Origin of the sequence: Serratia sp. FS14, from assembly GCF_000695995.1 — a bacterium.
Taxonomy (GTDB): domain Bacteria; phylum Pseudomonadota; class Gammaproteobacteria; order Enterobacterales; family Enterobacteriaceae; genus Serratia; species Serratia nematodiphila.
Genome location: NZ_CP005927.1, coordinates 494543 through 512994, shown reverse-complemented (window position 1 = coordinate 512994; position 18452 = coordinate 494543). Strand labels below are relative to the sequence as shown.

Genomic DNA, 18452 nt, shown 5'->3' with positions numbered 1-18452 from the left:
CCCGTCATCCTTGAAACTGCATCGGTGTTGGCTGCGAGCACTCACCCCAGTCACTTACTTGAGTAAGCTCCTGGGGACTTGCGCTCTTGCCGCCTTGATGCAGTCCCAATGATTTAGGGTGTAAATTGAAAATAAAACGTTAAAATTTTGTGGGCGCCTAAAAGTAAAAAGGCACGCTATCCAGAGGATTTAGCGTGCCTTTCAGGGCTACCGGGTAGGTCTGTTATTGTTCATTTTCATCCGTATAGCGTTTGGCTTTATAGGCCGGGTGCATCAGGTTCTCCACGGAGAAGATGTCATCCAGCTCAGCTTCGGTCAGCAGGCCGCGTTCCAGCACCACTTCGCGCACGCTCTTGCCGGTTTCGGCGCAGATCTTCCCGACGATGTCACCGTTATGGTGGCCGATGAACGGGTTCAGATAGGTGACGATACCGATCGAGTTGAAGACGTAGTGTTCGCAGACTTCTTTATTCGCGGTGATGCCGTTAATGCATTTTTCCAGCAGGTTGTAGCAGGCGTTGGTCAGGATGTGGATCGACTCGAACATCGCCTGGCCGATCACCGGCTCCATCACGTTCAGCTGCAGCTGGCCCGCTTCGGCCGCCATGGTAACGCAAGTGTCGTTGCCAATCACCTTGAAACACACCTGATTGACCACTTCCGGCACCACCGGGTTCACTTTGGCCGGCATGATGGACGATCCCGCCTGCAGCTCCGGCAGGTTGATTTCGTTCAGGCCGGCGCGCGGGCCGGAGGAGAGCAGGCGCAGGTCGTTACAGATTTTGGACAGTTTTACCGCCAGGCGTTTGAGCGCGCTGTGCACCATCACGTAGGCGCCGCAGTCGGAGGTGGCTTCGATCAGGTCTTCCGCCGGCACCACCGGCAGGCCGCTGACTTCCGCCAGTTTTTGCACCGCCAGCGGCTGGTAGCCTTCCGGGGTGTTGAGCGCGGTACCGATGGCGGTGGCGCCGAGGTTCACTTCCAGCAGCAGCTCCGCGGTGCGGTGCAGGTTGCGGGTCTCTTCGTTCAGCAGCACGCTGAAGGCGTGGAACTCCTGGCCGAGGGTCATTGGCACCGCGTCCTGCAGCTGGGTGCGGCCCATTTTCAGGATGGTTTCGAACTCTTTCGCCTTGCGATCGAAGCCTTCGCGCAGCTGGTTGATGGCGTCGATCAGTTTCTGGTTGGAGGCGTACACCGCGATGCGGAACCCGGTCGGGTAGGCGTCGTTGGTGGACTGACACTTATTGAGGTGATCGTTCGGGTTCAGGTACTGGTATTCGCCTTTTTGATGGCCCATCAGCTCCAGACCGATGTTCGCCAGCACTTCGTTGGTGTTCATGTTCAGCGAGGTGCCCGCGCCGCCCTGGAACACGTCCACCGGGAACTGATCCATGCACTTGCCTTTATCCAGCACCTCGTCGCAGGCCTGGATGATCACGTCTGCGATTTTGCGCGGGATGGTTTTGAGTTCTTTGTTGGCCATCGCCGCGGCCTTTTTCACCATCACCATGCCGCGAACGAACTCGGGGACATCGCTGATTTTGCTGTTGCTGATGTAGAAGTTTTCAATCGCACGCAGAGTGTGAACTCCGTAGTAAGCGTCTGCGGGGACTTCACGTGTTCCTAACAGGTCTTCTTCGATACGAATGTTGTTTGACATGAGAACCTTCTCTATGTGTTGCTGCCGAATTAATAATTTGTCAGGTCAAGGCTAGTAAGGGCGCAGCCTAAATTAATGTTGCCGAAGGCTTGGGGCGTGAAACGATTAACCAAATCACCCGTAGCTGCCCAGATCATATGCTGGTTGGTAAGAAATGACTGAATCCAGATCACCTTATGGTGTTTAAGGATATGCCCTTTTTCGGTTCTGTGACTTCTTTCACGTTTGCGAACTTTAGCAATTAAAACCGGCTCTCGGTTGAAATGGTGGGGGGATGCCCTCATTGTAATAGTGTCGGCCGTTTACGGCCTCTTTTTTCGCGCCGTCGCCCCGTGGCGGCCGTGCCTTACCTACCGATAGGAGAACCAGGTGCGCTGGTTACCGCTACTGCTGATATTTCTGCTGGCTTACATAGAAATATCCATCTTTATTAAAGTCGCCGCCGTGCTCGGCGTGGCTGTCACCCTGCTGCTGGTGGTGTTCAGCTCCTGCGTCGGCATTTCGCTGGTGCGCAATCAGGGCATGAAAACCTTCGTGCAGATGCAGCAAAAGCTGGCGGCCGGCGAAAGCCCGGCGGCGGAAATGGTGAAAAGCGTTTCGCTGGTGCTGGCGGGCTTCCTGCTGCTGATACCGGGCTTCTTCACCGATTTCCTCGGTCTGTTGCTGCTGCTGCCGCCGGTGCAAAAATCGCTGACGCTGAAGCTGATGCCGCACCTGTCGGTGTATCGCCCCGGCGGTTGGACGGGCGGCGACGCCGCCAACGGCAATACCTTCGACGGCGAATTCCAGCGCAAGGACGACGAACACCCGGTGCTGGAACACCGCCCGGACGAGGATCGCAAACCTCACGATCGTTAAGCAAACGCGGCTAAGGCCGCGTTTTTCATCTCTGCGGCACTCGTCGGACCAAAAATGCGAAATTTTTTTTGTTCGCCCCCTTGAAGGGGGCTGGAACGCCCCCATCTCAAATGCCACGAGGCCGGTAATAACAACCATCCGGTGTACAACCCTAAATCTGATAGAGACCTTCTTACAGGAGAGCGTTCAATGAGTATTCGTCCATTGCATGACCGCGTTATCGTCAAGCGCAAAGAAGTTGAATCAAAATCTGCTGGCGGCATCGTCCTGACTGGCTCTGCTGCGGGTAAATCCACTCGCGGTGAAGTGGTTGCAGTGGGTAAAGGGCGTGTGCTGGAAAACGGCAACATCCAACCGCTGGATGTGAAAGTTGGCGATATCGTGATTTTCAACGACGGCTACGGCGTGAAAGCAGAGAAGATCGACAATGAAGAAGTGTTGATCATGTCCGAAAGCGACATTCTGGCAATTGTTGAAGCGTAATTGCGCTTTATCTTCTGAACTGAACGAGTTGAAGGGAAATACCAATGGCAGCTAAAGACGTAAAATTCGGCAATGACGCTCGCGTGAAAATGCTCCGCGGCGTGAATGTTCTCGCTGATGCAGTAAAAGTGACCCTGGGCCCGAAAGGCCGCAACGTAGTGCTGGATAAATCTTTCGGCGCACCGACCATCACCAAAGATGGTGTTTCCGTTGCGCGTGAAATCGAACTGGAAGACAAGTTCGAGAACATGGGCGCGCAGATGGTGAAAGAAGTGGCTTCCAAAGCGAACGACGCGGCGGGCGACGGCACCACCACGGCAACCGTACTGGCTCAATCCATCATCACCGAAGGCCTGAAAGCGGTTGCTGCAGGCATGAACCCGATGGATCTGAAGCGCGGCATCGACAAAGCGGTTGTCGCTGCGGTTGAAGAACTGAAAAAACTGTCCGTACCTTGCTCTGACTCCAAAGCTATCGCTCAGGTCGGCACCATCTCCGCCAACTCCGACGAAACCGTGGGTAAACTGATCGCGGAAGCGATGGAGAAAGTGGGCAAAGAAGGCGTTATCACCGTTGAAGAAGGCACCGGCCTGCAAGACGAGCTGGACGTGGTTGAAGGTATGCAGTTCGACCGCGGTTACCTGTCCCCATACTTCATCAACAAGCCGGAAACCGGTTCTGTTGAGCTGGAAAGTCCGTTCATCCTGCTGGCTGACAAGAAGATCTCCAACATCCGCGAAATGCTGCCGGTGCTGGAAGCCGTTGCCAAAGCAGGCAAACCGCTGCTGATCATCGCTGAAGACGTTGAAGGTGAAGCGCTGGCGACCCTGGTGGTCAACACCATGCGCGGCATCGTGAAAGTGGCTGCCGTTAAGGCGCCTGGCTTCGGCGACCGTCGTAAAGCCATGCTGCAGGACATCGCGACCCTGACTGCCGGTACCGTTATCTCTGAAGAGATCGGTCTGGAGCTGGAAAAAGCCACCCTGGAAGACCTGGGTCAGGCGAAACGCGTTGTCATCAACAAAGACACCACCATCATCATCGATGGCGTGGGCGACGAAGCGACCATCCAGGGCCGCGTTGCTCAGATCCGTCAGCAGATCGAAGAAGCGACCTCTGACTACGATCGTGAAAAACTGCAGGAGCGCGTAGCGAAACTGGCCGGCGGCGTTGCCGTTATCAAGGTTGGCGCAGCGACTGAAGTTGAAATGAAAGAGAAGAAAGCCCGCGTTGAAGACGCCCTGCACGCCACCCGCGCTGCAGTGGAAGAAGGCGTGGTTGCCGGCGGCGGCGTCGCGCTGATCCGCGTTGCAGGCAAAATCGCCGCGCTGAAAGGCGACAACGAAGACCAGAACGTGGGTATCAAAGTTGCGCTGCGCGCAATGGAAGCCCCTCTGCGTCAGATCGTGGTTAACGCCGGTGAAGAAGCTTCCGTTATCGCCAACCAGGTGAAAGCGGGCGAAGGCAGCTACGGCTACAACGCTTACTCTGAAGAATACGGCGACATGATCGCGATGGGTATCCTGGATCCAACCAAAGTGACCCGTTCTGCTCTGCAGTACGCGGCTTCCGTGGCTGGCCTGATGATCACCACCGAATGCATGGTCACCGACCTGCCGAAGGCTGACGCACCGGATCTGGGCGCAGCAGGCGGCATGGGTGGCATGGGCGGTATGGGCGGCATGATGTAATCATCCCCCACACGCTTGTGTACTGAGAACCCCGGTCAAATGGCCGGGGTTTTTTTATCTTAAAAATCAATAAAAAGAATGTTTATTTAGCTTGTTATTAGTTAACTGAATGAATTATTGCATTATTTTGCTTTTACCCTAAACCGTTGCCGTTTCGTACCGATATAGCCCCTACCAGGCGGGGAATTTTCCCTCGCCGGTGTGACTGTCAACGGAGACGACTTATGCTGAAAAATATGAAAATAGCCACCTGGCTGATGTTGATGCTGTTGCTGTTGGGCTTGATGCCCATGGGAACCGGCGCCATCGCCTTCTATTTCATGCAGCAAAACGGCCACAGCATCGGCAGAATGAGCACTTTCTCCGACGAGGAAGCGGCGCTTAACCGCAGCTGGCGTTCCTTGCTGCAAACGCAGACGCTGATCGACAACATGGCGTTCGAGCGCTGGGCGCAGGTCAGCAGAGCCGATATTCAGCAGGGTATCGATGAGGCGCGCGGCGAGCTGCGCAGCGCCGATGTCGCTTTCAACCTGTTCTGGGATACGCCGGGCCTGACGGTATCGCGCCCGGAGCTGGGCGAGGCGATGAAAAAGGTCTACCTGGCGCAGCAGAGCGTGCTGAAGCAAGAGCTGACGCTGTTGGCCGACACGCCGCAGGCGGCGCTGATCGAGCGGCTGCACGCTATGGCGGCCGAGAAACGCCAGGTGCGCCAGCGGCTGGACAGCCAGTTTGCCGACTACATGCGGGCCACGGTCGCTGCCCACCGTCTGGCGGTGGAAGAGGCGGAGCAGACCCAAAAAGTCTTCGCACGCCTGCTGAGCGGCACCCTGGCGGCGATCTTGCTGCTGCTGGTCGCCGTGCAGCGTGATTTCCGTCGGCGCCTGATCCTGCCGTTGCGTCAGATTGCCGAGCATCTGAAAAAAGTCGGGCGCGGCGATCTGCGCAGCAAGATCGTGGCGCGCAGCAACGATGAGATCGGCATGCTGTTCGCCGGTCTGCGAACGATGCAGCAGGAGCTGGGAGCCACCGTGCAGCAGGTGCGTGACGGCGTGGAGTCGATCAACCACGGCACGCATGAGATCGCCGTCGGCAACGCCGATCTCTCCAGCCGCACCGAAGAACAAGCCAGCGCGCTGACGGAAACCGCCGCCAGCATGGAGCAGATCACCGCCACGGTGCGGCAAAACGCCGATAACGCCAATCAGGCCGCCGGAATGGTCAATCAGACCGCCGCCATCGCCCGCAACGGCGAAACGCTGATGGCCAGCGCGGTCGATAAGATGCGGGCGATCAGCGACAGTGCGCGTCAGGTGGGGGATATCACCAGCGTGATCGACGGCATCGCCTTCCAGACCAACATTCTGGCGCTGAACGCCGCCGTCGAGGCTGCGCGTGCCGGGGAGCAGGGGCGGGGTTTTGCGGTGGTGGCCGGCGAAGTGCGCAATCTGGCGCAGCGCTGCGCGACTTCGGCCAAGGAGATCAGCAGCCTGGTCGACGGCGTCACCTGCGATATCGCCGCCGGCGTGCGGCTGGTGGAACAGGCGGGCGAGACGATGAATGCCATCGTCGGCTCGGTGAACCAGGTGACGTCGCTGATGGATAACATCTCCTATGCGTCGGAAGAGCAAAGCAAAGGCGTCGAGCAGGTCGGGGTGGCGGTGACCCAGATGGATCAGGTGACTCAGCAGAACGCTGCGCTGGTGGAAGAGGTGGCCACCACCGCCGTCGGCGTGGAGGAACAGGCGGCCTTGCTGGCGCAGGCGGTGGCGGTATTCAAACTGGCGGAGGGGGAATCGCGCCAGGGCGACGTGGAGGCGCAGGCATCGGCGGCCGTTGCCGGTTGGGTATAACGCCGCCGCACTGTATTTGATGATATTTTTGCCGCCCGGGGCGATTTAGCTGGTAAACTGGTAAGTCATCAGCTGTCGCTCAAGACGTTGGCTCGCTCGCGCGGCAACGGATGCTTAAGAGATGGCATCGCTTTCTGATAAGCTTTTGCGTAATTCTCAACATCGAATGGGGAACAAGATGCGGATTAAAGCCTTACTGGGTCTTTCGGCAGCGATGCTGCTGGCGGGTTGCAGCACCACTCATGAACTGACCGCTGCGGGTCAGCAGATCAAGTTCACCGACAGCAAGCCGGCGGCGGAATGCCAGCTGCTGGGGGAAGTGACCGGCACCCAGAGCAACTGGCTGTCCGGCAACGGCGGTGAAGGCAGCTCCATGCGTGGTGCGGCCAACGATCTGCGCAACAAGGCAGCGGCGATGGGCGGCAACGTCATTTACGGCGCCAACAGCCCAAGCCAGAACCTGCTCTCCAGCTTCGCGCCGCTGGACAGCAAAATGGTCGGCCAGGTTTACAAGTGCCCGTAAGGCGCTGAGGCCAAACGCCGCACAGAGATAAAAAAAGAGGAATGCTACGGCATTCCTCTTTTCGTTCCATCAGGCCATGTGGCGCGCATCACTCCTGCATCAGACGCAGGTCGATCGGTGTTTTGCTCGGTTCGCCGCCCACTTCACGCGTCAGGCGCGGCACCAGATAACCGGACACCTTGCTCAGCAGCGCCTGCATGATGACGCGAGCTTCATCGTCGCTGACCATGAAGTGCGCCGCGCCCTGCACCTTGTCCAGCACGTGAATGTAGTAGGGCAGGATGCCGGCGTCGAACAGCGCGTTGCTGAGCGCGGCCAGTGTGTCGGCGTCATCGTTGACGTCGCGCAGCAGCACGCTTTGATTGAGCAGCGTGACGCCGGCGAGGCGCAGCTGAGCCATGGCACTCTGCAGCTCGCGGTCGATTTCGTTGGCGTGGTTGATATGCGTAACCATCAGCACCTGCAGGCGCGAGGCCGACAGCAGGCGGCACAGCGCCGGCGTAATGCGCGCCGGGATCACCACCGGCAGACGGGTGTGAATGCGCAGGCGTTTCAGGTGCGGGATGGTCTCCAGTTCGCCGACCAGCCACTCCAGCTCGCTGTCTTTGGCCATCAGCGGATCGCCGCCGGAAAAAATGATCTCGTCGAGTTCCGGGTGTTGGCGGATATAATCCAGCGCCTGCCGCCAGTTGTTCTTGTTGCCCTGATTATCCTGATAGGGGAAGTGGCGGCGGAAGCAGTAACGGCAGTTGACCGCACAGCCGCCTTTGACCAGCAGCAGCGCGCGATTGCGGTATTTGTGCAGCAGGCCCGGCACCACGCTGCGCTGCTCATCGAGCGGATCGGTGGTGAACCCTGGGGCGTTGATGAACTCCTCTCTGGCGGTCAGCACCTGGCGCAGCAATGGGTCGTTGGCATCGCCGGGGCGCATGCGCGCAGCGAAGGCGCGCGGCACGCGCAGGGCAAACAGCCGGCGGGCATCGCGCCCCTGCGGCAGTTCCGGGTGCGTATTCAGTGACAAAAGCTGCAGTAATTCATCGGGATCGGTAATAACATCGGCGAGTTGATGCAACCAATCTTCTCTATGTGCCGTACTTTGGGTTATAATGTGTGCCATTTTTTTGGCTAAGCTACCAGTTCAAATATTCAGAGGGCCATCATGGCGACTTATTCTAGCAACGATTTCCGTCCGGGTCTTAAAATCATGTTCGAGGGCGAACCTTACGCCGTTGAAGCCAGTGAGTTCGTTAAGCCGGGCAAAGGCCAGGCATTTGCGCGCGTGAAAATGCGCCGTCTGCTGACCGGCACCCGCGTGGAAAAAACCTTCAAGTCTACCGATTCTTGCGAAGGCGCAGACGTGATGGACACCAACATGAACTACCTGTACAGCGACGGTGAGTTCTACCACTTCATGCACCCTGAGTCTTTCGAACAGCATCAGGTTGACGGCAAAACCGTCGGCGACGCGGCCAAATGGCTGCAGGATAACGCAGAGTGCATCATCACCCTGTGGGATGGCCGTCCAATCGCCGTTCAGCCGCCGAACTTCATCGAAGCGGAAATCACCGATACCGATCCTGGCCTGAAAGGCGATACCGCAGGGACTGGCGGCAAGCCGGCGACCCTGAGCACCGGCGCCGTAGTAAAAGTGCCGTTGTTCGTCCAGATCGGCGAAGTGATCAAAGTTGACACTCGCTCTGGCGAATACGTCTCTCGCGTTAAGTAAGTTTCAAAACAGAGGAACCCCCGCGGTTCCTCTGTTTTATCCCATCCTCGTTCGTTGGCAGAAAATCCGCATGTTCAAGAAAACGCTGTTGGCCGTGCTCTCCCTGTTGTTCCTTTTCTCCCTCAGCAGTTGCAATACGTTTCGCGGTTTCGGCGAAGACGTTCAGCATCTCGGCGGCGCCATCTCCCGCACGGCCAGCTGATCCTGCCTTTAACCCGATGTATTTGCGCCACAAAGCCGGTCACGATCCCACACCCTCCGTCAATTTTGACTACGCTTAGAAAGCCGTACTTTTTCATCAACGACAAATAAGGACTTTCTTATGCTGAAGAAAAGTATTATCGCGATCTTCTCTTTGATGATTTTGAGCTCGCTGACCGCCTGCAATACCACCCGCGGTGTGGGTGAAGACATTCAGGCCGGCGGCAAGGCTATTCAGCGCAGCGCGGAATAATCCGCATTCCACCCGGCGGCGTTCCGGCTGCGGAGAGCCGCCACATTTCTATCCCTTGCCTGAGCGTTAACGCTGCTGCTATCCTGCCGCAGTGCGGGTGAGGTTACCCGTCATGCATCACCTCGCTGAACGGGACGACCCGTTTACGCGTCATTTTATCGGGGACGACCCCAGTGGTAGGGAGGCCGTCTCATGGCCTGGATTATTCTGCTTATCGCCGGTTTGCTCGAAGTGGTTTGGGCTATCGGTCTGAAATACACCCACGGTTTTACCCGGCTGACGCCGAGCATCATCACCATCGCCGCGATGGTGGTCAGCATGTTGCTGTTGGCCAACGCCATGAAAACGCTGCCCGCCGGCACCGCCTACGCGGTGTGGACCGGCATCGGCGCGGTGGGCGCGGCCATCATGGGCATGGTGCTGTTGGGCGAATCGACCAATATCGCGCGCATCATCAGCCTGTGCCTGATCGTGGTCGGCATACTCGGGCTGAAGTTCAGCAGTCACTGATCGGCGGACTGCTGCACCCAGATCAGCTTGTCGGTGGCGAAACCGTAGCCTTTGGCTGTCTGCAATAAACGGTCGCGCACGGCGGCGTCAAGCGTCGGCGTGCGCGACAGGATCCACAGATAGTCGCGGTTCGGGCCGCAAACCAGCGCGTAGCCATACGCCGGATCCAGGGCAATCACGTTGTAGCCGCCATAGAAAGGGCCGAAGAACGACACTTTCAGCGCCGCGACCTGCGGTGAACCGATAAAGTAGGCTTTGCCTTCGCTTTCTTGCCATTGCTGTTTTTGCGGATTGAAGCCGCGATTGATGACTTTCAGTCCGCCGTCGGCGCGCGGGCTGTAATGGGCGGTCACCTGCTGCAAACCGCGTTCAAAACGATGATCCAGACGTGCGATCTCATACCAGGTGCCGAGATAGCGCTGGCTGTCGAAATTGTTCACGACCTTGATGTCTTTAGGCGGAGAGACGCTGCAGGCGACGGAGAGCAGGGCGGAAAGCATGACGCAAAGCTTTGACCATAAACGCATCGGTGACTCCTGTTTACCGGGGGCGAGTAGACAGTGTAGCCGATGAGAAAAGGGCGGCCAACGGGCGTTGGCCACCCGAGCGGTTTACAGAGTGACGACGCCGATGACGGTGACGACGCTGAGGATTGCCGCCAGACCGTAGAACACCCACTTGCCGGCCGGCACGTGGATCTTCAGATCGTGCATCGCATGGTGGATGCGGTGCAGGCCGCACCACAGCGGCAGAATGATCATCAACAGCAGGAACAGGCGGCCGATCAGGCTCTGGCAGAACGCCAGCACGCGCTCGTAACCCAGCGCTTCACCGGGGAACAGCCCCAGCGGCAGCAGGATGCCGACCAGCAGCACGATAGCCGGCGCGACGATCGCGCCCCACATGCCGCCGGCGCCGAACAATCCCCAGAAAACCGGCTCATCGGAGCGTTTAGGTGCTTGATTTATCATGTTTCCTCCGGATTAGAACAGGGCCACGGCCAGGATGACCACGCTGACGACGATGGTGACGGCCCACAGCCCTTTCACGATGGGGCCCGGTCCCATTTTCTCGCTGTTGACCACGATATTGGCGGCCTTCGGCGCCAGATCGAACCAGGTTTTGGTGTGCAGCGCCGCCGCCAGCAATGCGACGACGTTGATGAACAGCACCAGCGGATTCTGCAAGAAACCGACGAAGCCGGCCCAGCTCTCGGCGCCGCCCTTCAGCGCGAACACGCCGTAGAGCAGCACGATGCTGAACCAGACCGCCAGCACCGAGGTGCCTTCGCGCAGCATGTAGAAACGGTAGAAGCCGAGCTTTTGCCACCAGGTGGGCGTCATGGTGCGCACATAGGGCTTACGTTGAGTTGTCATGGCAATTTTTCTCCCTTATTGCGGCTTCAGCATGGCGATCATGAAGTCTTTGGCGCTCTCCACCTTGCCCTGCTGGATGGCGGCGGCGGGATCGACGTGTTTCGGGCAGACTTCAGAGCAATAGCCGACGAAGGTGCAGCTCCAGACGCCGTTTTGGCCGTTGAGCTGCGGCATGCGCTGTTTCTTGCCGTGGTCGCGGTTGTCCAGGTTATAGCGGTGCGCCAACGTGATCGCCGCCGGGCCGATAAACTCGGGGTTGAGGCCGAACTGCGGGCACGCGGCGTAGCACAGGCCGCAGTTGATGCAGCCGGAGAACTGGTGGTATTTGGCCATCTGCGCCGGGGTCTGCACGTTCGGGCCATCCTCCGGTTTGCGATCGTTGCCGATGATGTACGGTTTGATCGCCTCCAGGCTTTCGATGAAGTGGGTCATGTCGACCACCAGATCGCGCTCGATCGGGAAGTTGCCCAGCGCTTCGACCTTCATGCCGCCGACGTAGTCGCGCAGGAAGGTTTTGCACGCCAGCTTCGGCACGCGGTTGACCATCATGCCGCAGGAGCCGCAGATCGCCATGCGGCACGACCAGCGGTAGGAGAGGTCCGGCGCCAGGTTATCCTTGATGTAGCCCAGCGCATCGAGCAGCGAGGTCTGTTCATCATAAGGCACGGCGTAAGTGACGAAATGCGGCTCGGCGTCACTTTCCGGGTTATAGCGCATGACGTCGATCTTCAGGGTTTGCATCTCAGCCATTTGCCTGCTCCTTATTCTTTTTCTCCTGCGCTTCGGCTTCTGCGCCGTAGACGCGTTTGGCCGGCGGCAGCTTGGTGATTTTCACGTCGCTGTATTCGAGACGCGGTGCGCCCTGCGGGTTGTGGAACGCCAGCGTATGCTTGAGGAAGTTGACGTCGTCACGCTCGGTGCAGCCTTCGTCCAGGCGCTGGTGGGCGCCGCGCGACTCTTTGCGGTTAAATGCGGAGTGCGCCATGCATTCGGCGACGTCCAGGCCGTAGCCCAGCTCGATGGTGTACAGCAGATCGGTATTGAACACGCTGGTGTTGTCGGTGATTTTGACGCGTTTGAAGCGCTCTTTCAGCTCGGCCAGCTTATCGATGGTTTTTTGCATCAGCTCCGGCGTGCGGTAGATGCCGCAGCCTTCTTCCATCGACAGCCCCATTTCGTCGCGGATCTTCGCCCAGTTTTCGTTGCCTTCCTGCTTCATCAGGTTGCCCAGGCGGGTTTCGACGTCGCGGGTTTGCGCATCCAGCACGGCGCCGTTGGCCGGCGCGGTTTCCAGCGCGCGGCGCGCCGCGTGCTCACCGGCGACGCGGCCGAATACCACCAGTTCCGCCAGCGAGTTGGAGCCGAGACGGTTGGCGCCGTGCAGGCCGACGGAGGAACATTCGCCGACCGCGAACAGCCCCTTGATGCGGGTTTCGCAGTTCTGGTCGGTTTCAATGCCGCCCATGGTGTAGTGCGCGGTAGGGCGCACCGGGATCGGATCCTTCACCGGATCGACGCCGACGTAGGCTTTGGCCAGTTCACAGATGAACGGCAGCCGCTCCAGCAGCTTTTTCTCGCCCAGATGGCGCAGATCGAGGTAGACCACGTCGCCGCGCGGGGTGGCGATGGTGCGGCCGGCGCGCCATTCGTGCCAGAAAGCCTGCGACACTTTATCGCGCGGGCCCAGCTCCATGTATTTGTTTTTCGGCTCGCCCAGCGGGGTTTCCGGGCCCATGCCGTAGTCTTGCAGGTAGCGGTAGCCATCCTTGTTCACCAGAATGCCGCCTTCGCCGCGGCAGCCCTCGGTCATCAGGATGCCGGAACCGGGCAGGCCGGTCGGGTGATACTGCACGAACTCCATGTCGCGCAGCGGTACGCCGTGGTGGAACGCCATGCCCATGCCGTCGCCGGTGACGATGCCGCCGTTGGTGTTGTAGCGGTAAACGCGCCCGGCGCCGCCGGTGGCCATCACCACCGCGTTGGCGCGGATCTGCACGCGGGTACCTTCCATCATGTTGAGCGCCACCAGGCCGCGCGCCTGGCCGTCATCCACCAGGATATCCAGTACGAAGTGCTCGTCGAAGCGTTGAATTTGCGGGTATTTCAGCGAGGTCTGGAACAGGGTGTGCAGCATGTGGAAGCCGGTCTTGTCGGCGGCGAACCAGGTGCGTTCGATCTTCATGCCGCCGAAACGCCGCACGTTGACCGAACCGTCCGGTTTGCGGCTCCACGGGCAGCCCCACTGCTCGAGCTGGGTCATCTCGCGCGGACACTGATGCACGAAGTGATCGACCACGTCCTGCTCGCACAGCCAGTCGCCGCCGGCGACGGTGTCGTGGAAGTGGTAGTCGAAGGTATCGTGATCCTGAGTGACGGCGGCGGAGCCCCCCTCGGCGGCGACCGTGTGGCTGCGCATCGGGTAGACCTTCGAGATCAGCGCGATTTTCAGTTGGGGATTGGCTTCCGCTGCGGCTATTGCTGCACGTAAACCAGCGCCCCCGGCCCCAATAATGGCAAGATCGGCGTTAAAGGTTTGCACTGCATTCCTCCAATGTTCTTGTTAAGAACGGCAAGTTAAATATCTATGCTTAAAATTTAGCGAACTCTTCGGGTGCTAACTAATTGAACCGATTAATGTTGCTTAAAGGTTAAGGATAGATATCTCCCACCAATAATGGGGAATTAACTATACCTAAAGTTAAGTAGTCGAAATTTGATGTGATCGATTGTTTTGTCGATTAACGCTTGCCCAACAGGCTTGCCTGCCTTTTCGCGCGTTCGGCGTGCTTTACCCTTTTTAACGCGCTTTTGCCGCCTATTTATCGGAAATTGGCGTTATGGCCGGTTGCGCATCGTGAAGAATTTGTTTGGCTGCAAGGATGCGAGTAGACTGCATCCCCTGTTTGATTTCGGAGTTAATTACCATGAGCGAAACGGCAAGCTGGCAGCCTACTGCACCCATCGCCAATTTGTTGAAACGCGCAGCGATTCTGGCTGAGATCCGGCGTTTCTTCGCCGATCGTGGCGTGCTGGAAGTTGAGACGCCCACCATGAGCCAGGCGACGGTCACCGACGTTCACCTGTTCCCGTTCGAGACGCGTTTCGTCGGGCCGGGGGCGGCAGAGGGCCTGACGCTATACATGATGACCAGCCCGGAATATCACATGAAGCGCCTGCTGGCGGCGGGCAGCGGCCCGATCTACCAAATGGGGCGCAGCTTCCGCAATGAAGAGGCCGGGCGGCACCATAACCCCGAATTCACCATGCTGGAGTGGTACCGTCCGCACTACGACATGTACCGCCTGATGAATGAGGTGGACGATCTGCTGCAACAGGTGCTGGACTGCGAGAGCGCGGAGACCCTGTCTTATCAGCAGGCGTTCCTGCGCCATCTGGACATCGATCCACTGTCGGCGGAGAAGACGCAGCTGCGCGAAGCGGCGGCCAAACTCGATCTGAGCAACATCGCCGATACCGAAGAAGATCGCGATACGCTGCTGCAGCTGCTGTTCACCGTGGGCGTGGAACCGCATATCGGCCGTGAAAAGCCGGCGTTCGTTTACCACTTCCCGGCCAGCCAGGCGGCGTTGGCGGAGATCAGCACCGAAGACCACCGCGTGGCGGAGCGTTTCGAGGTGTACTTCAAGGGCATCGAGCTGGCGAACGGTTTCCGCGAGCTGACCGACGGCCGTGAACAACAGCAGCGCTTCGAGCAGGACAACCGCAAACGCGCGGAGCGCGGTCTGCCGCAGCAGCCGATCGACTATCACCTGTTGGCGGCGTTGCAGCACGGCATGCCGGAATGTTCCGGCGTGGCGCTGGGCGTGGATCGTCTGGTGATGCTGGCGCTGGGCGCCGAGAGCCTGAGCGACGTGTTGGCCTTCCCGGTCGGGATCGCCTGACGTTTCAGGCGGTGAAAAAAGCAAAAAGGGTCGGCATTTGCCGACCCTTTTTTTATCGCGAGAAGCGCTTACAACCCCCCGGCGTCGCGTTTGGTGTTCGGCGCCGGCGTAGACGGCGGCGTACGGCCGTTGTTGGTCAACCGCGACAGCGTCTCGGTGCGCACCTGGAACGGCGGGTACGGCAGCGTGATGCCGTGCTCGCGATAGCCCGCCAGGATCAGCTGGTGGATCTCGTGGCGCAGCGGCATGCGGTGGCCCATCTCGGCGGCGTAAATACGCATCTCGAAGATCTGGATGCCCTGTTGCAGATCGACCAGGTAAACCTCCGGCGCCGGATTATCCAGCACCAGCGAGCAGCGTTCGGCGGCGTTCATCAGGATTTTGGTCACCTCCTCGCTGTTGGCTTCGCCCGGCGCCGGTACGGTCAGCACCACACGGGTCAGGGTGTCCGACAGCGACCAGTTGACGAACTGTTCGGTGATGAACGCTTTGTTCGGCACGATGATCTCTTTGCGGTCCCAGTCCGAGATGGTGGTGGCGCGGGTATTGATCTTGGTGACGGTGCCGGTCAGGTTGCGGATCGTCACGGTGTCGCCGATGCGGATCGGTTTCTCGAACAGGATGATCAGGCCGGAGATGAAGTTAGAGAAGATCTCCTGCATGCCGAAGCCCAACCCCAGACTGAGCGCGGTAACCACCCACTGCAGTTTTGACCATTCGATGCCGATCCAGGCGAAGCTGAGCACCGCACCGAACAGCAGCAGCAAGTACTTGGTGATGGTGGTGATGGCGTAGCCGGTGCCCGGCGACAGATCCAAGTGCTGCAGCACCGCCAGCTCCAGCAGCGCCGGCAGGTTGCGCACCAGCTGCATGGTGATGATCAGCACCAGAATAGCGATCAGAACCGCGCCGAGGGTGATCGGATGGGCGGTCTCTACGCCGTTGACCGTCGAAGTCACGTCCCACAGCGAGATGTTTTCCAGGAAGGCGAACGCGGAGTGGATCTCGGACCACAGCACGATCACCGACACCAGCGCGATCAGCGTCAGGATCGACCGCACCAGCCGCAGCGACTGGGCGCTGATGGTGTCCAGATCGAAGTCCGAATCGTCCGGATCGATGGCGCCTTCGGTGCTGTTCGGGGCGTGCGAGGTTTCGTCTTCGCCGCGGGCGCGCTGGGCCAGGATGTCGGCGCGGCGCTGTTTGGCGCGATCGAAGGCGATGCGCCGCCGTTGGATCAGCATCCAGCGGCGGATGATGTGGTAGATGACCAGCAACAGGAACCAGATCGCCACCGAGGTTTCCAGACGTGCCAACAGCGCCTGAGCGGTGGTGAGGTAACCGACGGTCGAGGCCAGCGCCGCCAGCAGCGGCGCCGACAGCAGCAGCCCCCAGAAGGCGCTGTTGAGCATGTTGTCGCCGGAGCCGTTTTTATCCAGATACAGCGGAATGCCGGCGCGTTTCAGGCTGTGGGTGACCAGCGCCAGCGCCAGACACAGCAGGATGAAGCACAGCCGTCCCAGCGTGTTGGCGAACTCACGTTCTTTCAGGCTATCGAAGGTGATCAGCGCCATGATCAGCGGCACGATCAGCCAGATCGACATCTTGTAGTAGCGCATGGCGCGCGAGACCTGCTTCGCCGGCCAGCGGAAGTGCACGATGAACAGCCCCTGCGGGTGGGCGAAGGCGGCGCAGATCATGCAGATCCACAGGATCGGCAGCGTGGCGGTCACCCCTTTGCCGATCGCTTCTGCCACCGGGTAGTTCCAGGCGCTCTGCAGGCCGTAACCGAGCGCGGCCCACAGCACCGGCAGCGGCATCGCCACCAGAATCGACCAGAACACGGTGCGCACCGTGAGGAAGAATTCGTCCTGCGTCACCTTGCCGACGCGGCTGCTGGCGCGCTCGAGGAAGGCGTGATAGTGCTTGCGTGAACTGATGCTGAAAATCACCAGCAGCAGGGCGCCGAAGATCGGGATCAGCGTTTCGCGGCTGGTCACCATCATCATGAAGGCGCCGCCGAGCTGCGACAGCGTGTCCAGCGACAGGACGCGCGTCAGATCGTGCGCCACGTTGAGCGGATAAGAGAAGTTGATCGGATTGACGTCCGGCACCCAGAACAGATAGCGGTGGGTGGCGTCGCGAATTTCGTTCAACGCTTCGATCAGTTGGGTGTTGGCCACCTTCAGCTTGGTCAGCTCGAGGATTTGGGTGTCGCAACCGGACAGCAGCGAGTTGAGCAGCTCGCGCTGGGTGCGCAGCTGGGCATCGACGATGCGCTGCTCCTGGCTGGTCAGCGCGCTGCCGTCGTCGCGCTTGAATTCGCGCTGCGACAGCTTTTCCAGCTGATTTTCAAACTGCAGGCGCTGCACGCGCAGCTGGGCCATGTCGCCGTCCAGCTGTTGCGGCTTGGGCATTTCCGGCAGCGTCGCCACTTGGGCGCGCAGGGTTTCCCCCAGCGCCGACGACGAGCCGAGCCACTGGGCCTGTTCGATGATGGTGCTCAGCGCCTGGCGCACCTGCAGCGTCTGCGCCGCCGCCTGCCGCTGCTGCGACGAAATCAGATCCATGCGCTGCGCCTGGCTGTTCAGCGCGGCGGACAGTTCGCGGTTGATCTGCAACTGCTGGCTGATGCTTTTTGGCAAATCGCCGTTCTGCTCGGCCAATTGCTCGGTTTTTTCCAGCGCCAGCTCCGCTTCGCGTTGGCGTTGGGCGTTGAGGTTGTTGCGCAGCGCCTGCAGCTGAACGTCTATTTTCTCGTGGCGCTTTTTATAGACCTCGGCGCGCATGCGCGCCAGCTCCTGCCGGTTGTTGGCCGACAGCTGCGCCAGCTCCAGCTCGTCCACTTTGGCTTTGCGCGCCGCCGCTTCGGTCTGCAGCAGGGCCAGGGCGGCCTGCGCGTACGGCGTGGTCGGGTTGGCGGGCTGCGCCTGCAGGCGGCGCTGCACTTCCGTCAGCGCACGGCGGGCGTCGGTCTGCTGCTGCGGCAACTGGCCGAGCGAATCGCTGATCTCCCGCGTGCGATCCTGTTCTTGCTGCAGCAGGCGCGCCTGTTCCAGCAGCAGGCTGCTGGTTTGCAGGATCTGCTGTTCCAGCTCGGCGGCCGGCAAATCGTCGCCGTTCGGCAGGATCTTGTTGCTTTCCAGCACCAACTGACGGCGCAGCTCCTGCGTCATCTTCGGAAAATCGTCGATCACCCTCTGATACTGCTCGGAGCGAGTCTGCGACTCTTTGCGCTCCGTCAGCCAGTTGAGGGCGCTTTGCAGCGCCTCGGTGGTTTCCGCCTGATTCGGCGCGTTTTTGCTGCTTTCCGCCTGCTTCAGCTCCTGTTTGAGCTGGCTCTCGGTTGGCACGGGGGCGGCCAGCGCCGGTTGCCACAACAGGCAACCGAGCAAAAGCGTGATGAAAAGGCGCACGGC

The 18452-nt window shown here is 59.6% G+C and carries 18 protein-coding genes; 10 read left to right on the top strand and 8 right to left on the bottom strand.

Features of this window, described 5'->3' with window-relative positions; translation table 11 throughout:
* Window positions 1-223: 223 nt before the first annotated feature.
* Window positions 224-1660, bottom strand: coding sequence for an aspartate ammonia-lyase (aspA, locus tag L085_RS02370; protein WP_004929659.1), 1437 nt, complete (start codon window positions 1658-1660; stop codon window positions 224-226).
* Between the two features lie 369 nt (window positions 1661-2029).
* Between aspA and L085_RS02365 the strand changes: the two genes are divergently transcribed.
* The 5 genes from L085_RS02365 to L085_RS02345 all read left to right on the top strand — a co-directional run bounded on the left by L085_RS02365 (window position 2030) and on the right by L085_RS02345 (window position 7065).
* On the top strand, window positions 2030-2518 hold the full coding sequence (locus L085_RS02365; RefSeq protein ID WP_044029906.1) for an FxsA family protein: 489 nt from the start codon (window positions 2030-2032) through the stop codon (window positions 2516-2518).
* A gap of 189 nt (window positions 2519-2707) precedes the next feature.
* Entirely contained in the window at window positions 2708-3001 is a 294-nt protein-coding gene (locus L085_RS02360) for a co-chaperone GroES (RefSeq protein ID WP_004929661.1), read from the top strand.
* 44 nt (window positions 3002-3045) lie between these two features.
* Entirely contained in the window at window positions 3046-4692 is a 1647-nt protein-coding gene (groL, locus tag L085_RS02355) for a chaperonin GroEL (RefSeq protein WP_004929662.1), read from the top strand.
* Window positions 4693-4916: 224 nt separating this feature from the next.
* Window positions 4917-6542: a methyl-accepting chemotaxis protein gene (locus tag L085_RS02350; protein WP_044029904.1), complete on the top strand. Its 1626-nt coding sequence runs from the start codon at window positions 4917-4919 to the stop codon at window positions 6540-6542.
* A gap of 178 nt (window positions 6543-6720) precedes the next feature.
* Window positions 6721-7065 carry a DUF4156 domain-containing protein gene (locus tag L085_RS02345; RefSeq protein WP_025305007.1) on the top strand — a complete coding sequence of 115 codons (345 nt, stop codon included), beginning with the start codon at window positions 6721-6723 and terminating at the stop codon, window positions 7063-7065.
* Window positions 7066-7153: 88 nt separating this feature from the next.
* Here L085_RS02345 and epmB read toward each other — a convergent pair whose 3' ends face one another.
* A complete protein-coding gene (gene epmB, locus L085_RS02340; RefSeq protein WP_004929665.1) occupies window positions 7154-8182 on the bottom strand; it encodes an EF-P beta-lysylation protein EpmB in 1029 nt (342 codons plus the stop codon).
* Between the two features lie 42 nt (window positions 8183-8224).
* Here epmB and efp point away from each other — a divergent pair, with 42 nt between their 5' ends.
* The 4 genes from efp to sugE all read left to right on the top strand — a co-directional run bounded on the left by efp (window position 8225) and on the right by sugE (window position 9755).
* Window positions 8225-8791 carry an elongation factor P gene (efp, locus tag L085_RS02335; RefSeq protein WP_004929666.1) on the top strand — a complete coding sequence of 189 codons (567 nt, stop codon included), beginning with the start codon at window positions 8225-8227 and terminating at the stop codon, window positions 8789-8791.
* 70 nt (window positions 8792-8861) lie between these two features.
* Window positions 8862-8993, top strand: coding sequence for an entericidin A/B family lipoprotein (locus L085_RS02330; protein WP_004929667.1), 132 nt, complete (start codon window positions 8862-8864; stop codon window positions 8991-8993).
* A gap of 120 nt (window positions 8994-9113) precedes the next feature.
* Window positions 9114-9245 carry an entericidin A/B family lipoprotein gene (locus L085_RS02325; protein ID WP_004929668.1) on the top strand — a complete coding sequence of 44 codons (132 nt, stop codon included), beginning with the start codon at window positions 9114-9116 and terminating at the stop codon, window positions 9243-9245.
* 192 nt (window positions 9246-9437) lie between these two features.
* Window positions 9438-9755, top strand: coding sequence for a quaternary ammonium compound efflux SMR transporter SugE (gene sugE / locus L085_RS02320; RefSeq protein WP_004929669.1), 318 nt, complete (start codon window positions 9438-9440; stop codon window positions 9753-9755).
* Here sugE and blc read toward each other — a convergent pair.
* From blc to frdA, 5 genes are all read right to left on the bottom strand, one after another.
* Window positions 9749-10282, bottom strand: a complete 534-nt coding sequence (gene blc / locus L085_RS02315) for an outer membrane lipoprotein Blc (protein WP_044029902.1) — start codon at window positions 10280-10282, stop codon at window positions 9749-9751. The genes sugE and blc overlap by 7 nt on opposite strands.
* Before the next feature lie 84 nt (window positions 10283-10366).
* On the bottom strand, window positions 10367-10726 hold the full coding sequence (gene frdD / locus L085_RS02310) for a fumarate reductase subunit FrdD (protein WP_004929672.1): 360 nt from the start codon (window positions 10724-10726) through the stop codon (window positions 10367-10369).
* A 12-nt stretch (window positions 10727-10738) separates the two neighbouring features.
* On the bottom strand, window positions 10739-11131 hold the full coding sequence (frdC, locus tag L085_RS02305; protein ID WP_044029900.1) for a fumarate reductase subunit FrdC: 393 nt from the start codon (window positions 11129-11131) through the stop codon (window positions 10739-10741).
* Between the two features lie 15 nt (window positions 11132-11146).
* Window positions 11147-11881: a succinate dehydrogenase/fumarate reductase iron-sulfur subunit gene (locus L085_RS02300; protein WP_004929676.1), complete on the bottom strand. Its 735-nt coding sequence runs from the start codon at window positions 11879-11881 to the stop codon at window positions 11147-11149.
* Window positions 11874-13670 carry a fumarate reductase (quinol) flavoprotein subunit gene (frdA, locus tag L085_RS02295; RefSeq protein ID WP_044029898.1) on the bottom strand — a complete coding sequence of 599 codons (1797 nt, stop codon included), beginning with the start codon at window positions 13668-13670 and terminating at the stop codon, window positions 11874-11876. Before frdA ends, L085_RS02300 begins: the two co-directional genes overlap by 8 nt.
* 385 nt (window positions 13671-14055) lie before the next feature.
* Here frdA and epmA point away from each other — a divergent pair, with 385 nt between their 5' ends.
* Complete coding sequence (epmA, locus tag L085_RS02290) at window positions 14056-15033, top strand: elongation factor P--(R)-beta-lysine ligase (protein WP_044029896.1); 978 nt, start codon at window positions 14056-14058, stop codon at window positions 15031-15033.
* A gap of 68 nt (window positions 15034-15101) precedes the next feature.
* On the opposite strand, the gene mscM is transcribed toward epmA, so the two are convergent.
* Entirely contained in the window at window positions 15102-18449 is a 3348-nt protein-coding gene (gene mscM, locus L085_RS02285; RefSeq protein ID WP_044029894.1) for a miniconductance mechanosensitive channel MscM, read from the bottom strand.
* Window positions 18450-18452 lie beyond the last annotated feature (3 nt).

Bases quoted from the DNA above. Each gene is read 5' to 3' on its own strand.
- L085_RS02360 (WP_004929661.1), top strand. From the start codon at position 2,708: ATGAGTATTCGTCCATTGCATGACCGCGTTATCGTCAAGCGCAAAGAA.
- efp (WP_004929666.1), top strand. From the start codon at position 8,225: ATGGCGACTTATTCTAGCAACGATTTCCGTCCGGGTCTTAAAATCATG.
- frdC (WP_044029900.1), bottom strand. From the start codon at position 11,131: ATGACAACTCAACGTAAGCCCTATGTGCGCACCATGACGCCCACCTGG.
- groL (WP_004929662.1), top strand. From the start codon at position 3,046: ATGGCAGCTAAAGACGTAAAATTCGGCAATGACGCTCGCGTGAAAATG.
- epmB (WP_004929665.1), bottom strand. From the start codon at position 8,182: ATGGCACACATTATAACCCAAAGTACGGCACATAGAGAAGATTGGTTG.
- L085_RS02325 (WP_004929668.1), top strand. From the start codon at position 9,114: ATGCTGAAGAAAAGTATTATCGCGATCTTCTCTTTGATGATTTTGAGC.
- L085_RS02330 (WP_004929667.1), top strand. From the start codon at position 8,862: ATGTTCAAGAAAACGCTGTTGGCCGTGCTCTCCCTGTTGTTCCTTTTC.
- aspA (WP_004929659.1), bottom strand. From the start codon at position 1,660: ATGTCAAACAACATTCGTATCGAAGAAGACCTGTTAGGAACACGTGAA.
- L085_RS02350 (WP_044029904.1), top strand. From the start codon at position 4,917: ATGCTGAAAAATATGAAAATAGCCACCTGGCTGATGTTGATGCTGTTG.
- blc (WP_044029902.1), bottom strand. From the start codon at position 10,282: ATGCGTTTATGGTCAAAGCTTTGCGTCATGCTTTCCGCCCTGCTCTCC.
- frdD (WP_004929672.1), bottom strand. From the start codon at position 10,726: ATGATAAATCAAGCACCTAAACGCTCCGATGAGCCGGTTTTCTGGGGA.
- sugE (WP_004929669.1), top strand. From the start codon at position 9,438: ATGGCCTGGATTATTCTGCTTATCGCCGGTTTGCTCGAAGTGGTTTGG.
- L085_RS02345 (WP_025305007.1), top strand. From the start codon at position 6,721: ATGCGGATTAAAGCCTTACTGGGTCTTTCGGCAGCGATGCTGCTGGCG.
- epmA (WP_044029896.1), top strand. From the start codon at position 14,056: ATGAGCGAAACGGCAAGCTGGCAGCCTACTGCACCCATCGCCAATTTG.
- L085_RS02300 (WP_004929676.1), bottom strand. From the start codon at position 11,881: ATGGCTGAGATGCAAACCCTGAAGATCGACGTCATGCGCTATAACCCG.